Here is a 15,293-nt window from a genome sequence, read left to right as displayed (position 1 = left end):
GCCCGATGGGGCTAGGAACGAATGGCCCAGAACGCGAGGTCGAGGCCGGGAAAGTCGCCCGCGATGTGCATTGCGATGCCGCCCGATTGCTCCAGCTGGCGCCACAGGTCGCTGTTGCGCGTTTCGAGCTCGAAATAGTTGGCGCCGGTATGAAAGGGAATCTGGCGCGGGGCCACCGGCATCGGCGTGAGCGTGACGCCCGGCAGCGCCAGATTCACCAGGTCGCGAATGCGCTCGACCGGGCCGATCTTGACCTGCGTGGGAAAGCGCGCGCGCAGCGCCTCGCTCGGCATGTTGGCGTTCACTGCAAGCACGAAAGTCGCCTTGCGCTGCAGTTCTACATCGGTGACCACCGCCACGCGCACGCCGTGCTTGCGGTCGTGCAGTTCGATGCGGATGGCCGACTGCTCCAGCACCATCGAGAGGCTGCGGCGCAGGTCGTCCATCACCGGGCGGAAGCTCATCGCCAGGTCGTCGTGGATGTAGGGTCCGAAGTGCGTGACGCGGCGTGAATCGCGAAAGCTTGCAAGATCGCCCGCCAGCCCGAGGGCATGCTCGAAGAAATGCAGCGGGTGCAGCATGGCGCTCTTGGCCAGGTGCGCGAACACGGCCTCGTTGCGGTTGACCGTCTGCAGCAGCATGAAGTCCGCGATCTCGGCCACGCCGCCCGTTCCGCCTTGCGTCATGCGGCCGGCCAGCGCCTCGCCGCGCTGGCGCAAGAGGCCCAGCAGTTCGTCGAGCCAGGAGCGGATCACGGCATGGCCCGCCACGTCGAGCAGCGGCGGAAGCATGGCGCGGTCGAGCTGCACCTGGTTATCTACACGGCGTTCGACCACGCGCGCCACGCCCAGCGTCGTCCAGGCATCGGTCGCTTCGCTGGCGCGCATCAGGCGGGTATGAAGCTGGCCCAGTTGCAGCATGGCCGTGCGCTCGCCGGCGGTGTTGGAGTCGGGCACCTCGGACTCGAGCACGCGGTGGCGCACCAGCTCTTCGTATTCTTCGGCGTCGGCTTCGCGGGCACCGGCGCGGCGCAGCGGCAGCGCAAGCATCACGGCCTCGTCGCGCATGGTGGGCGGAATGTCGATGGGTTCGGGCAGCGGATCGACCGCCGGCATGTCGAACACCGTGCCGTCGCCAAAGATGCCTACAGCGCGCACCAGCGCGAGCTTGCCCAGCGTGAGCGCCGCCTGGTCGATCTCGATCTCCGCGAAACCCCAGGCATACGGCGTGGTCGAGCGCAAAAGCACATGCCGCGCATGGTCGCCATGACGCTCGCTCTGCTGCAGGTGCTGGGGCTGCAGCAGCATCCCCTCGCTCCAGACCACTTTTGTTCGCCAACTCATCCGCACTCCGTCAAAGGCAAGGGCTGCCCGAAAGAAGCACGGAGTTTCCGGCGCGCAAGGCCGGCGGCAAATCCGCCTAACGGCCTAGGCGGGGGGATTTGGAGCTACGGCGAAGGGCCTAGGCGGCAGCCCGCGGCGCGGTGCTCAACGCGCGGCCGCAGACGCCGCCCGCAATGTCTCAACCTGCTCCTTGTAAGCCTGCTCGATCCGCCGCAGCCGCTGCTCGCGCGCCGCATCGTTCACCCACGCAGCCGCCATCGCGTTCTGCTTGCCCAACTGATACTCAAGCGTGGCCTCGGGCAGCAGCGCACTGTCGTCGGCCGGCGCATAGCCGTAGGCCGCGCGCAGGGTCTTGAGCACTTCGCGTTCGGCATCGGCGCGGGGGCCTTTGCCTTGGCCGTAGCCGATGAGGAAAGCCTGCAGCTTGGCCTGGAACGCCGGCGGGTAGTCGCGCCGCACCACCATCTGCGCGCCGGGCGGCGGCTCCGATTCCCACACCACGTGCAGCCGCGCAGCCTCGACGGGAAACTGCTCCCTGAAGCGCTCGAAGTCGGTGGTGTTGTTGGTAGCCACGTCGGCATCACCGTTCGCAACCGCGAGTGCGGTGGCCTGGTGGTTGCCGACGATCTCGCCGCGGAAGCGGGTTTCCATCTGGATATTGCGCGGCAAGAACAGCTGGCTCTGCGGCATGAGAAAACCGGTCACCGAACGGCTGTCTCCACGCGCGAGCCGCCAGCGCTCGGGTTCGGCAAGCACCGCTTCCAGCGTGTTGGGTGCGCCGGTCTTTCGGGTGAGCAGCACGGCGCGGTGGGTGGGCATGCCGGGCCGGCGCGCGATTTGCGCGACCACTTTCATGCGCCGCTGCATCACTGCTTCGAGCGCGATCTTGGCCGAGAGGAACGCCATGTCGACTTCATCGCGCTTGATGGCGCGGTCGAGTTCTTCATACGACGCCACCGAATAAGCGGTCACCGGCATGCCGATGGCCTGGCTCATGTCGGCCAGCAGGGGCATCCACAACGCACGCGACTCGACCGCGCCCCCCAGCGGCAGCACACCGAAGCGCACGGGCTGGCTGGGCACGGCCGCTTTTTCGGCCGCGGCCGCGCTGTTCGGCGCGAGCAAAGCGGCGGCGGCAACAAGCACGGGCAGCAATGCCGCGGCAAGCCACCGGACAGCGCGAGGAGGCTCCCGGGCAGGCATGTCAGGGCGACAGGTCCCTGAGGACGGTGGCCTGCTCCACGTAGCCGCTTTCGATGCGCTTCAGGCGCGCCTGCCGCGCCTCGTCGTTGACCCATTGCGCGGTCATGGCGTTTTGCCTGGCCAGCTGATAGGCGAGCTTGGCGGCCGGTTGCAGCGAGCTGTTGTCCGCCGCCACGAACCCCGCAAGGTCGTGCAGCGACTTGAGCACTGTGCGCTCCGCATCGCCCTTGGGCCCCTTGGCGCGCCCGTAGCCGACCAGAAAGGCTTGCACGCGGCCGCGCAGTTCGGAGGAATATTCGCGCCGCACCACGATCTGCGCATGCGGAATGAGCTCGGACTCCCACAGCACCTGCAGCCGCTGGGCCTCGGCCGGAAAGCGCTGCTTGAAGCGCTCGAAGTCCGCCGTGTTGTTGGTGGCCACATCGGCCTCGTTATTTGCCACGGCCAGGGCGGTCGCCTGGTGGGTGCCGACGATCTCGCTCAGGAACCGGGTTTCCATCGCGATGTGATTGGGCAGGAAGAACTGCAGCTGCGGCACGATGAAGCCCGACACCGACTGCCGCTCGCCGCGCGCAAGACGCCAGCGCTCGGGTTCGCCGAGCAGGCTCTTCCGGGTGTTGAAAGGCGGCGCCTTGCGGGTGAGCAGCAAGGCGCGGTATCCCGCGAGGCCGTCGTGCCGCACCACCTGGGCCACCACTTTCATGCGGCGCTGGGTCACGGCGTCGAGCGCCATCTTTCCGGACAGGAAGGCCATGTCGACCTCGTCGCGGCGAATGGCCTGCTCCAGCGCTTCATACGAGTTGACGGAAAGCACGCTCACCGGCCGGGCGATGGCCCGGCTCAGCTCGGCCAGCAACGGGTCCCAGTCGCTGCGCGATTCGAAAGCACCGCCGAGCGGCAGGATGCCGAAGCGCACCGGGGCGTCGGGCTGCAGTGCAGGCTGGGCCACCGCCAGCAGCGGCAGGCCGGCGAGCAGAGTCAGCACGAGGGCGCTGCGGCGCGCCACAACAGCGGCGGCTCGCCTGAACCGCGTGCAGCGGCGCGGGGCACCAAGGGCATCAGTAGCGCCGGAAGCCTTCCGGACGCAGCTCGGGGAGGCCTGCATTTTGAACACGGGGCATGGGCCGCTGCGGGATCAGCGGGACTAACATGGACAACGCGGACACGATTAGATATCAAATACAAGCCATTTTTGTGATGTTTTTCCCATCTTTCGCTCCGTAACCAGGGCCCTTAAGCTCGCTCTTCATGCGCCACACGCCCCCATGAACTGGAACTTCCGCGTCCTCCGGGGGCTCGCGCGCCTCACGTTTGCCCAGCAACTGATCTTGCTGGCATTGGTGCCGGCCACCGCGGCCACGCTGGCAGCCATTGCGGTGTTGACGCGGCAGCACCTGGACAATCTCACCGAGCTGATGCGCGCCAATGCGCAGACGGTGGCAATGCAGGTGGCCACCGCGGCGCAAGCACCGCTGCTGCGCATGGACCGCCGCATTCTTCAGCGCACGGCCCAATCGGGTACCTACCAGCCGCACGTGCAGCAGGTGCAGATCTGGTCGGACGACGGCGAGATCGTCGCCAACTCCGAAACCGTCGACCGCGCCCGGGGTGACGGCCTGCAAGTGGTCGTGCCGATCGTGAGCGAAGACGGCAAGCACAGCGGCAAGGTCATGGTGGAAATGAGCCTGAACGCCGTGCAGGACGCGCGGCGCTCGGTGTGGCTCAACGTGGTGCTGGTGCTGGCGACCAGCCTCGTGGGCGTGGGGCTGGCGGGCTGGTGGGCCGCGCGGCGCATCAGCGAGCCGATTCGCGCACTGGGCAAGGCGGTCGACCGGCTGGGCGCCGGCGAGGCCGCGAGCGTTGCCATCGAAGGCACCTCCGAGGTGCGGCACCTGCAGCACGGCTTCAACCAGGCGGCGCGTGCCCTGGCCGAAAGCCACCGCCTGCTGCAAAGCCGCATCAGCGAGGCCACGGCCGAGCTCGCGCGCAAGAACCAGCAGTTGGAGGTTGCAAGCCAGGCCAAGACCCGCCTGCTGGCCGCCGCCAGCCACGACCTGCGCCAGCCGCTGCATGCGCTCACGCTGTTCTCCGACGGCTTGGCCAACGGCGAGACCGACCCGGTGCGCCTGCAGCGCATCGGCCACATCCGCGAATGCGTCGATTCGCTCGACCGGCTGTTCTCGGAGCTGCTCAATCTTTCGCAGCTCGATGCCGGCGTGCTGCAGCCGCAGTGGGCGGACTTTCCGCTCGACCAGCTGTTCGACGAAATCAGCCGCAACTTCCGTCCCGTGGCCGAGCAGCAGGGCCTGCGGCTGGTGGCCCGCAAGACCGACCTCTGGGTGCGCTGCGACTACGTGATGCTCTCGCGCATTCTCAACAACCTGGTGTCCAACTCGCTGCGCCACACCCTCGAAGGCGGCGTGCTGATCGGCGCCCGGCGGCGCGGCAAGGGCGTTCGCATCGACGTGGTCGACACCGGCGTGGGCATTGCCGTGCAGCACCAGGCGCGTGTGTTCGAAGAGTTCTACCAGGTGGAGGCCACGGGGCGCCAGGCGCCTCGCGGCCAGCGCGGCATGGGCCTTGGCCTTGCCACGGTGCAGCGCCTGACGGAGCTGCTCAACACGCGCGTCGAGCTGACGTCCCGGCCGAACAAGGGCACCTGCGTGCGGGTGCTGGTGCGTTCGGCGCCGGCTGCGCTGCCTGCCCCGGACGCGACCCCGGCCGTCGGCGCCGCCGAGGAAGAACCGAACCTCGAGCAGCTGCGCATCCTGGTCATCGACGACGAGCGCACCATCCTGGAAGGCTTGTCCGTGGTGCTCACCAACTGGGGCGCCGAGGTGCAGGCGGCGCAAACCCGCGCCGAAGCACTGGCGCTGGCCGACGCATGGGAGCATCCGCCCGACGTGGTGGTGAGCGACCTGCTCCTGCAGGGCGGCGACAACGGGCTCGACGTGATTGCCGCGCTGGAGCGCCATCCGCGGGGCATTGGCCCCGGCACGGCGCGCCTGCTGGTCACCGGAGAAACCAAACCCGACCGCCTGCGCGAAGTGGCCAGCGCGGGCATTGCCGTGCTGTACAAGCCGGTTTCCCCGCGCGTGCTGCGCCAGGCCATCCAGGCACAGCGCGCGGCCGCCTTGCTCAACGCCGAAGCCTAGTCCATCGGACATAGGCCAAGCAGCCGCCGCACTGTGCACTTCGTCACGCCGGCAGGCGGTGGCGGGCGCCGACATAAGCCCTCCGCCTTATCGCGCGATGAAGGGGGCTTCCGTACATTGGTACTGCCCTTCCTTGCTGCGGAAAGCAGTCCATGTTTGTTGCCGTGAACCCTTTCAAATTGCTCCTCCGGAAACGGCTGCACTACGGCGTGCGTGCCGCGCTGGCGCTGGTGACGGGCCTTGTCGCAGCACAGTTCGTCGTTGCCGATGCATCGGCGAGCAGCCTCACGGTGCTGATGGGCGACGACCTTGCCGCCCACTCGGAGTTCGTGCAACACCTTCGCACGGGCCAGGAGCCCGGCGGCCGCTTCGAGCTGGTGCGGCTTTCGCCAAGCGGCGTGGGCGGCCAGCAAACCGCCGAAGCCGCCAGCACCGAACCCGAACGCGTTGCCAATGCCGGCGTGCGCACGCGCGGGCTGCGCAGCCCGCCTGTGGACATGGGCCTGACCCTCGCAGTGGGCGTGCCGGCCGCGCGCGCCGCGCTCGACCGGCCCGGCCAGCAACCGCTGGTGCTTGCCATGCTGAGCCGGCTCGACTACGAGACCCTGCGCGCCAGCAGCCCGGCACTGCGCCGCGGCGACCGGCCCGTGGGCGTGCTGCTGCGCGACCCCGCCATGGCCGACCAGCTTGCGCTGGTGGGCGCGGTGCTGCCGCAGAAGCACCGCATCGGCGTGGTCGCCACGCCCGAATCGGAACCGCTGGTGCGTGAGCTGCAACGCGCGGCGCAAGGCGCAACCCCGGCGTGGGATGTGCAGGTGGAATACGCGCCCGATGCCAGGTCGCTGGCTTCGGCGTTGCACCTGGTGGTCCCCCGCAGCGATGCGCTGATGGTGCTGCCCGACCAGATCGGCGACAGCCAGGCGGCCACGCTCGCGGTATTGCGTGCGGGTGCCGGAGCGGGCTTGCCGGTATTCGGTGCCAGCGAGGGCCTGGTACGTTCGGGCGGGCTTGCAGCGGCGGTTTCCACACCGGCGCAGCTGGCCCGGCAGGCGCGGCTGCTCGGCCAGAAACTCGCTGACGCCAGCGGCGGACCGCTGGTTGAAGCGGCCACGCCCGCCACCGTGCGCGTCAACATGACCGTGGCGCGCGGACTCGGACTGCGCTTGCCGGAGGAGCGGGAACTGACCGAGCGGCTCACCGTGACGCGATGAGCGACAAGGGGACGACACCCGAAGGCGCGCGCGCAGATCCGCCGCAGTCGCAGCCTCCTTCCACGCCCACGCTGGTGGTGCGCGGCAACCTGCAGCGCGACCTGTTTCGGCTTGGCGTGGTGCCGTGCGCAGCGGTGGCTCTTGCACTCACGGGCTGGTTTACGCACAACCGCCTGCAAACGCTCGAAGCGGCCTTCGACGCGGAGGGCCAGGCCGTGGCGCGCCAGGTGGCCGCCATGTCCGACCTGAGCCTTTATGCCGGCGACCTGCCGGCGCTGCAGAACGTGGCCAATGCGGCGTTGCGCGGCGGGCAGGTGATGCGGGTCGAAATCAGCAACAGCGCCGGCGTGTTCGTCACCGCCGGGCCCAAGGCGTCTTCTCTTGCGCAGTTGCGCATGTTCACCTCGCCGGTCACGCTGCGCGAAGCTTCGCGCGCCAGCGCCTTTGCGCCCGCGGGCTCCACCGCGGCGGGCGAAACACCCATCGGCCTGGTGCAAACCTTTCGTGACACCACCGCCTACGCGCGCGAACGCAGCCGTTCGCTCATGGCGGGCATCGGCATTGCAATGGTTGCGTTGCTTGCGGCATGGGCCTCGGTGCGCCACATGGCACGCACGGTGGCACGGCCGCTGCGCCGCGTGTCGCGTACGGTGGCAGCGCTGGAGGCCGGGCACTTCGAAGCGCGCTGCGATGTGGTCGAAGAGGGGTCGCGGAGCACACCGGCGCCGCCCGGCAAAGGCCACACGCACGAGCTGGCCGTGCTCGCGCATGACATCGACCGCCTCGCAGAGCGGCTGCAGCGCAACCGCCAGGTCAGCGAGGAGCGCGTGCGCGAGGCCACCGCCGTGGCGCTGCAGCGCATGGCCGAAGCCGAGCAGGCCGCACTTTCCCGCGCACGGTTCCTGGCGGCGGCCAGCCACGACTTGCGCCAGCCGCTGCATGCCATGGGCCTGTTCATCGACGGCCTGCTGCCGAGCGCCACCGAAGCACAGCGCCCGGCGGTGCTGCGCCTGCAGGAGAGCACCGAGTTCATGGGTGTGCTGCTCGACGACCTGCTCGAAATCTCGCGGCTCGACGCGCAGGTGCTGACGCCGGCGATCACCAAGGTGCCGTTGGCCTCGCTCTTCGACCAGCTCGATGCGCAGCACGCCCCCACCGCTTCCGAAACCCGCGTGCGGCTGCGCTGGAGCGACCGCGGCCTTGCGGTGCGCACCGACGCGGCGCTGCTGCAGCGCATCGTGGGCAACCTGGTCGCCAATGCGCTGCGCCATGCGCCGCCGGGGGGCACCGTGCTGGTGACCGCGCGCCGCAGCCGTGCCGACGGCGACAACGTGCGCATCGAAGTGCGCGACAACGGCGTGGGCATTGCGCCCATCCACCAAGGCCGGATCTTCGAAGAGTTCTACCAGGTAGCCAACACCGAGCGCGACCGGCGCCGCGGCTTCGGCCTGGGCCTTGCCATCTGCGCGCGGATTGCCGCTCTGCTGGGCACGCGCATCACGGTGCGATCGGCGCTGCAGGCGGGCAGCACCTTTGCGCTCACGCTGCCCGCCGCCCATGCCGCCGAAGCCGCGGCGCCCCAAGCCCCGCCCCGTGCGCTCACGCCGCTGGCGGGCCTGCACTGCATGGTGGTCGACGACGACCCCGCCATTCTCGACGGCAGCCGCGCGCTGCTGGAGCAATGGGGTTGCCAGGTCGAATGCATTGCCACCGGCGCCGAGGCCATTGCGCGGCTGGGCACCGGCGACCTGCACTTCGATGCGGTGCTGTGCGACTTGCAACTGGCCGGCGCCGACGACGGCATGGACGTGATCACGGCTGCCAAGCGCTTGCAGCCGGACGCACTCGCCGTTCTCATATCGGGCGCCACGGGGCCCGAAGTGCTGCAGCGCCTGCGCCATGGGGGCGTGATGCTGCTGACCAAGCCGGTTGCGCCCGCCAAGCTGCGCGCGCTGCTTTCCACGCGGCGGCACGCTGCTTCGCCGGCCTGAGCGCCGCACACACCACACATACAGACCACCGGCCGCCGCGCCTGCCGACAGGAACTCTCCGATGCTCGACATTGCCGCCCTGAAAGACATCCGCCCCTTCGTTGCAACGCCAAGCTACGGCGGCGCCCTGGCATCGATCTACGTGCGCAGCCTCCTCGGCCTGGTGAACCTCGCGTGGACACACGGCTTCTCGATGCAGACGCGCTTCCTCGACGGCGACAGCCTGATTCCGCGCGCGCGCAACCGGCTGGTGGCCGAGTTCATGGCCGACACACGCTGGACGCATCTGTTCTGGATCGATGCCGATATCGGCTTCGAGCCCGCTGCGGCGCTGCGGCTGCTGCTGGCGGACCGCGACGTGGTGGCCGGCGTCTATCCGCTCAAGGAAGACGGCTGGCCCGCCGAGGGCCTGCGCGAGGCCCTGCCCGCGGGCAGCACGCGTGCCGATTTCGAGGCACGGCATGCGCGCTTTCCGGCCAACGCATGGGCCGGTGCGCATGAGGTCGATGCCGACGGGTTCGTGGAGGTGCTCGACGCGCCCACCGGCTTCATGCTGATTGCGCGCCCGGTGTTCGAGCGCCTGGCCGAGGCCATGCCAGAGTTGCGCTACACGCCCGATCGGTCGCGCGATGCCGCAGCCCAGGCGTGGCTGCACTACCGCTTCTTCGACCTGCTGGCCGAGCCCGGCAATGGCCGCTACCTGAGCGAAGACTATGCGTTCTGCCGCCGTTGGCAGGCGCTTGGCGGCAAGGTCCACATCGATGCGCACTCCAACCTGGCGCACCAGGGCCTGCGCACCTACACGGGCCGCTTCGGCGCTGCGGGCCAGTCCTGAGCCGGCCGCCAGCCTCTAGAAGTCGGCGCAGCCGTTGCGCTTCTCGGTGTCGACGCAGCTCGTGAGGTTGGGCCGCGAGCGCACGCGCGACCATTCGCGCGCCAGCACGTCGTTGCCCTGCGAGGCCCGGTCGCCTTCGAGCGGACCGGTCGCAAAGCAGATCGGCGGCGGTCCGATGTTGCGGTCGTACAGCCACGTGGTCGGTAGCTCGCGGATCACATCCACCTGCGGAATCTGCGGAAAGCCGCCGACCGTGAGCGTGCCCGGCACCACGTTGACCAGGTAGCCCTCGGCCGAGGTGAAGCTGCCATTGATCGCGTAGGCGCCGGGCGGGCTCGACCGCGTGGCGCCGGTGCCCACCGTGCCGCTGAAGCCGGCGCCGGTGTCGCCCAGGATCAGGCCCGTGATGCTCCACGTGAAGAGCGGATTGTTCAGGCCTGCGGGCCGCGATGCATTGCCGATCACGACGGTCGCGGTCGGCCGCTGCGCATAGATGAAATGGTTGTCGCCGGGCGACACGCCCACGCCGCACAGGCCCAGGTAGGCGCAGTTGTACAGATTCGGCAGCAGGCCCGAGCCGGCGACGCCGCCACGCGTTTCGCCGATCCAGGTGTTGGCCCACACGCGCCACGGCGCGCCGGCCAGGCTGGCACCGCCCACGTTCTGGAACCGGGCCGCGGCCACCAGGTCGGCGCCGGAGGTGCTGCTCACCGCCGTGCCCAGCTGCAGGTCGCCGCTCAGCGTGCGCACAAACACCGTGTCCGCCGCCATGGAGCCGGCCGACACCACCTGCGGCGCGTTGCCCGCCGCGTCGTAGCCGATGACAGATACCGGGCCCACGCGCAGCTCGTCCACGTCCTGGTAGCGGAACGCACCTGCAGCGCCGCCGCCCAGCGTGTTCGCACTCACGTTGTTGGCCGCCTGGTCGAGCAGCACGCTGCCGCCGCTCGAGCGGGCCAGCAGCGTGCCGGCCGTGATCGGCGCGGCCGCGGTCTGCGTGATGTTGCCCGCGGACACCAGCCCCACGCGCAGCGCCGTGATGGGCGCCTGCAGCACGATGTTGCCGCCGCCTTCGTTCTGCAGCGTGAGGCCCGAGGCCAGCGCGAGTGGACCGACCACATTGATATCGGCCGCATGGGCGTTGCTGCCGGCCACGATCGCATTGCCGGCCGAGATGCGGGAGAACTCGTCGGCAGACACCGCGAAGCCCGTGTTGGCCGTGCCGCCGAGCGTGATCGGCGTTGCGACCTGGTCGAACGCCGTGCCGTCGGCCGCCACGCCGCCGGGACGAAGGTTGACGACGTTGCCCGCACTCACGGTGCCGTCGATCACCAGCGCGTCGGTAGTGCCGCCGTTGCCTGCGCGCAGCACCACGTTGCCACCGGCCGAAGAGACGGAGACACCTGCGAGCACCGCAGGAAACAAGCCCGGCACCGGCGCTACCGGGCCGAGGCGCACGCCAGCGCCGCCGCCGTCGGCCTGGCCGGTGAGTTCGATGTTGCCGCTGCCGGTGGCCGCAATCCGCGAGCCGTTGCGCAGCAGCACGCCGTCGCCGCCCGTGCCCGGGTCTCCGGCACCCGACTGGCGCAGGCCGGTCACCGCGATGTTGCCGTCGACCGAGCGAAGCACCGCGTTGTTGAGCACCACGCCATGGCCCGGGATCTCGCTGCTGTTGCCAGTGAAGTTGCCCACCCCGGTCACGTTGATGTTGCCGCTGGTGGTTGATATGTCGGTCTGCCGGTTCGCAAAGCCTGTGCCCGTGAAGCGCGAACTGAGCCGCACGCCGCTGGTGTCGGTGCCGGTGCCGGTAATGTCGACGTTGCCGGTCGAGGTGGAGATCTGCACGCCGTTGATGTAGACCGCTGCTTCCGTGAAGCCGCCGCCCGAAGGCCCGGTGCTGTTGCCGTTGATCGTCACCGAGCCGCCAGCCCCGGCATCGGTGCGGCCGACGCGCGTGTCGATGACGTTGCCGTTGAGGCTCACGCTCGGCCCTGCCCCCGATGCGGACCAGGCGCCGTTCATCACTACATTGCCGCCGTTGGTGTAGATGTCGCCGCTGTAGCTCACCTGGCCGCCGCCGGTTGCGGCACCGCCGCCATTGACGTCGGTGTTGAACACCACGTTGAGCGGACCGCCTGCGCCCGAAGATTCGATCACCACGTTGTTGTCGCCGCGCACGCTGCGGTGGGCGTCCAGCTGGAAGGTCAACGGGCCGTTGGCCGTGTTGTAGTTGATGCGCACACCATTGAACATGCGGATGTCGCCATCCGTGGGCGAGCCCGCGCCGGGGTCGCCGGTGGTGATGCGCACGCTGGTGCCGCCGTTGAGGGCGGCGTTGATGTCGCCGTCCTGGATGGTGCTGGCCGCGAGCGGCTCGAAGGGATTGGTCGGCAGCGTGCCGGCCGCGGCGCCGGGAACGATGTCGACATTGAACGGGTCGATGAGCCAGGTGCCCGCGCTGCCCGCGGGTGCGGCAGCGTCCACGCGCAACCCGTCGATGCTGAAGCCGCCGCCCAGCCCATCGTCCGGTGCTGCAAACCCGCCCGAAGTTTCGATGAAACCGCCGTTGCCACCACCCGCGCCGCCGCGGGCCGAGATGCTTCCGTACGCACGCAGGGTGCGTTCGGCCAGTACGCGAACATCGCCGCCGTTGCCCGAGGCGACGGCATCCGCGCGCAGGATCGAGCCGGCGCCGAGTGCAATGGCGCCGGTGTCGCCAAGCTCGCCCACCGCGTTCGCGTAGACGCGGATCCGCCCGCCGCCGGCATTGCCGCTTGCGTCGATGACCCCGCGGTCGTCGTTTCCGGGCGGCGGCGGCGGGGGTGCAACGGGCGCCGAAACGTCGATGATGAGCGGAGGCGCGTAGGGCACGAGCCCGATCGCGCGGCCCTTGATGTCGATGGTGCCGCCCGTGAGGCCAGCGCCGTTGCCCGCCGCGGACACCAGGCCGCCTGTCATGCGCACGCCCTCGGACGACAGCCCGCTGTCCAGGATGATCTCGCCGTTGCGCGAAACCATGGAGTCGGCCCGCAGCACGCCGCGAAAATTGACCACGCCGTTCGACACTTCCGAGCCGCTCGTCGCCAGCAATGCCACACGGCCGCCGTTGGCCTGCATGGTGCCGCTGTTCCCCACGCCGCTGTAGATGCCGGGCGTCACCCGAAGCGTGGTGAGCCCGTCGCCGGCAAAGTCGAGCGTGACTGTTTCGCCAGAGGCGAGCGCGGCCGTGCCGCCGTCGGCAACGATGCTGCCGCTGTTGAGCACCTGCGGTCCGATGAGCGCCGCAGTGCCGCCGCTGCCTACGAGCGTGATGTTGCCCTGGTTGTCCACGGTGCCGAATGTGCCGTCCGGCCGCCTGAATTCGAGCTTGGCGGCGCCGGCCATGAATGCCTCGTTGCTGGTGGACATGTCCAGTGTCGATGCAACCAGCCCGCCTACGCTGACCGAGGAGCCTTTCGAAAACGTCACGCCGGCCGGGTTGACCAGGAAGACGCGGCCATTCGCATTGATCGATCCGGCGATGGTCGAGGGCTCTCCACCGATCACGCGGTTGAGCAGCACGCTGCTGGCACTCGGCTGCGCCACATTGACCGTCGCGCCCGTCGAAATGGAGAAGGTGTTCCATTGCGCGATGGCGCGCGCCGTCGTCTGGTTGATGTTCATCGTCGCGGCGTTCGGCGTCGCAGCGGTCACGCCTCCGGCAATGGCCGAGAACCCGGTGGGCAGGGTCTGGGCCAGCGCAGGCGCCAGGCCCATGCACACCAGTGCCAGTGCGACCGGACGCAGTTCGAGCTGCGGCTGGAATCTAGAGGAGCGGTTGTGCATTGCCATGTCAGAACACCTTTTGCGCCTGCACATACAAACGCGGGTTGCGGCCGCCGCCATCGGTTTGCGCCGGCCGTGTGCCGTCCCGCCAGGCAAGCGTCGCGCTGATGGAAAAGTCGCCGGGCCGCGACCACGAAAGGCCAATGCCGAAGCCCCGAAGGCTGTGGCGGTTGGCGGAGGTGTCGAACGGCGAGGGATCGCGCACGATCTTTCCCCGCGCGGCGTCGTAGAACACGAAGGGCGTGAACTCGGCGTTGTAAGACCAACGCCATTCGACGGTGCCGATGGCACCTTCGTCCACCAGCAGTTCACCGGACGGATAGGCGCGCACCGCGCGCGCACCGCCCAGCGAAAGCTTTTCGGAAGCGTCGAGGTTCTTGCTCGCCCATTGGCCGCCTACCGACACATAGAGCGAGTGGTTCGGAACGATGGCCTGCAGCCGCGAAAGCTGGAAGCTCAGCTTGGTGTAGCCGCCCTCGGTGTGGTGGCCCGCAACGCTCTGGTCGAACGCACGGCTTTGCTCATCGCGAATCGACAGGTCGCCGCGGTAGAGCGTGCCTGAGCTGGCCCAATAGCCGCCGCCGAGCACCTCGTCGCGCCGCTCCCAGGTCCAGCCAAGGCCTAAGCCGTGCACGCGCTTCTTCGAGGCGAAGTCGACCGCATTCATCTCGTCGGTCAGGTTCTTCACGTCGACACCCAGGCGCAAGAACAGGTTCTGCTGGCGCTGGCGGATCAACGGATAGTTGAGCGAAAAATCGAGCACGTCGGCCCTGCCCTGTGCGCCAAGCTCCGCAAACTCGCCGCCAAGCTCGTAGTTGACGCGCGCAAGCCCGACGCCGGCGCGCAGGCCGCTGGTGCCGATGGGTGCCTCGTAGGCCACGCGGCCGAACTGCAGTGCGTTGCTGTTGGACACCATCGCGCGCACGTCGAGGTTGTCGCCGATGCCGAGGGGACTGAGCCAGCGCGCGGTGCCGCCGACACGAAAGCGGCCCGATTCCTTGGTGCCATGGTTGTCGGCCTCGGCGGTAAAGGCCCAGCGCGGCCCGGCGGCGACTTCGACCGAAAGGTCGGTGGTGCCGCCCTGCGTGCCCTCCTGCAGCCCCGACGTGACGCGGATGCCGGGCTGGTCCGACAGCAGCAGCATCGCGCGCTCATAGGCGGGCGCGCTCACGGCTTCTCCGGGCTGCAGGGGCGCGAGGAAGCCACGTACACGGGCCTCGCTGATGGGCGCGTCGGGCGCAACAGTGACGTCGACTTTGCCGAGCCGGCCTTCGATGACGCTGATTTCCACAATGCCGTCGCGCACGGTCTGCACGGGCACCACGGCCTGCGCAAGAAAGTAGCCATGCTCCTTGTAGCGCGCTGTGATCGCCTGGGCCAGGCTTTCGAGGTCGCCGAGCGTGACGTCGCGCCCGATGTAGGGAGCGGTAATGCTTTGCAGCTCTTCGTTGGTCAGTGCCTTGACGCCGTTCAGGCGCAGGTCGTTGAGCTTGAACGAAGCGGCGGGCGCCTGGGGCGCGGCTGGAAGGCTTTGCGGCGCAACGGTGCCGGCGGCCTGGGCGAGCGGGCGGTCGCAGGTGCCGCAGGGGTCTTTGGTGGGAAGCAGCGCGTTGGTGTCTGCCTCTGCTGCGTGGGTGCGCTGGGCCGCTACCAGTAGCGCAGCCCCCACCAATGCGGAGACAGCAAGAGCAATCGGCGTTGAGCTTTGACGGGCGCGCATCTCGGTGCTC

General features: G+C 69.1%; 9 protein-coding genes. 4 read left to right on the top strand and 5 right to left on the bottom strand.

All coding sequences use genetic code 11. The features are described 5' to 3' along the window. Positions 1-11 precede the first annotated feature (11 nt). The 3 genes from tssK to phnD form a co-directional block, all read right to left on the bottom strand. A complete protein-coding gene (gene tssK / locus QHG62_RS15665; protein WP_281146551.1) occupies positions 12-1,343 on the bottom strand; it encodes a type VI secretion system baseplate subunit TssK in 1,332 nt (443 codons plus the stop codon). A 144-nt stretch (positions 1,344-1,487) separates the two neighbouring features. Further along, on the bottom strand, positions 1,488-2,546 hold the full coding sequence (locus QHG62_RS15660) for a phosphate/phosphite/phosphonate ABC transporter substrate-binding protein (protein ID WP_281146550.1): 1,059 nt from the start codon (positions 2,544-2,546) through the stop codon (positions 1,488-1,490). 1 nt (position 2,547) lies between these two features. Continuing rightward, a complete protein-coding gene (gene phnD / locus QHG62_RS15655; protein ID WP_432445533.1) occupies positions 2,548-3,552 on the bottom strand; it encodes a phosphate/phosphite/phosphonate ABC transporter substrate-binding protein in 1,005 nt (334 codons plus the stop codon). Positions 3,553-3,811: 259 nt separating this feature from the next. Between phnD and QHG62_RS15650 the strand changes: the two genes are divergently transcribed. From QHG62_RS15650 to QHG62_RS15635, 4 genes are all read left to right on the top strand, one after another. Then, the gene (locus tag QHG62_RS15650; RefSeq protein WP_281146548.1) at positions 3,812-5,701 is read left to right on the top strand and encodes an ATP-binding response regulator; all 1,890 of its coding nucleotides are present in this window, start codon (positions 3,812-3,814) and stop codon (positions 5,699-5,701) included. A gap of 179 nt (positions 5,702-5,880) precedes the next feature. Continuing rightward, complete coding sequence (locus tag QHG62_RS15645) at positions 5,881-6,912, top strand: ABC transporter substrate-binding protein (RefSeq protein ID WP_281146547.1); 1,032 nt, start codon at positions 5,881-5,883, stop codon at positions 6,910-6,912. Continuing rightward, the gene (locus QHG62_RS15640; RefSeq protein WP_281146546.1) at positions 6,909-8,903 is read left to right on the top strand and encodes an ATP-binding response regulator; all 1,995 of its coding nucleotides are present in this window, start codon (positions 6,909-6,911) and stop codon (positions 8,901-8,903) included. The genes QHG62_RS15645 and QHG62_RS15640 overlap by 4 nt, the downstream gene beginning before the upstream one ends. Positions 8,904-8,964: 61 nt before the next feature. Continuing rightward, positions 8,965-9,738 carry a hypothetical protein gene (locus QHG62_RS15635; protein ID WP_281146545.1) on the top strand — a complete coding sequence of 258 codons (774 nt, stop codon included), beginning with the start codon at positions 8,965-8,967 and terminating at the stop codon, positions 9,736-9,738. A 15-nt stretch (positions 9,739-9,753) separates the two neighbouring features. Here QHG62_RS15635 and QHG62_RS15630 read toward each other — a convergent pair whose 3' ends face one another. Both QHG62_RS15630 and QHG62_RS15625 read right to left on the bottom strand, forming a co-directional pair. Next, positions 9,754-13,569 (bottom strand): beta strand repeat-containing protein, encoded by a 3,816-nt coding sequence (locus QHG62_RS15630; protein ID WP_281146544.1) that lies wholly within the window; start codon positions 13,567-13,569, stop codon positions 9,754-9,756. A gap of 1 nt (position 13,570) precedes the next feature. Further along, entirely contained in the window at positions 13,571-15,283 is a 1,713-nt protein-coding gene (locus QHG62_RS15625) for a ShlB/FhaC/HecB family hemolysin secretion/activation protein (RefSeq protein WP_281146543.1), read from the bottom strand. Positions 15,284-15,293: the final 10 nt, after the last annotated feature.

Source organism: Variovorax paradoxus (assembly GCF_029919115.1).
Taxonomy (GTDB): Bacteria; Pseudomonadota; Gammaproteobacteria; order Burkholderiales; family Burkholderiaceae_C; genus Variovorax; species Variovorax paradoxus_O.
This window is presented reverse-complemented; position numbering and strand designations above follow the sequence as displayed.

Coding starts and splice junctions, on each gene's coding strand:
- QHG62_RS15660 (WP_281146550.1), bottom strand. CDS start 2,546: ATGCCTGCCCGGGAGCCTCCTCGCGCTGTCCGGTGGCTTGCCGCGGCA.
- QHG62_RS15640 (WP_281146546.1), top strand. CDS start 6,909: ATGAGCGACAAGGGGACGACACCCGAAGGCGCGCGCGCAGATCCGCCG.
- QHG62_RS15635 (WP_281146545.1), top strand. CDS start 8,965: ATGCTCGACATTGCCGCCCTGAAAGACATCCGCCCCTTCGTTGCAACG.
- QHG62_RS15625 (WP_281146543.1), bottom strand. CDS start 15,283: ATGCGCGCCCGTCAAAGCTCAACGCCGATTGCTCTTGCTGTCTCCGCA.
- QHG62_RS15630 (WP_281146544.1), bottom strand. CDS start 13,569: ATGGCAATGCACAACCGCTCCTCTAGATTCCAGCCGCAGCTCGAACTG.
- tssK (WP_281146551.1), bottom strand. CDS start 1,343: ATGAGTTGGCGAACAAAAGTGGTCTGGAGCGAGGGGATGCTGCTGCAG.
- QHG62_RS15650 (WP_281146548.1), top strand. CDS start 3,812: ATGAACTGGAACTTCCGCGTCCTCCGGGGGCTCGCGCGCCTCACGTTT.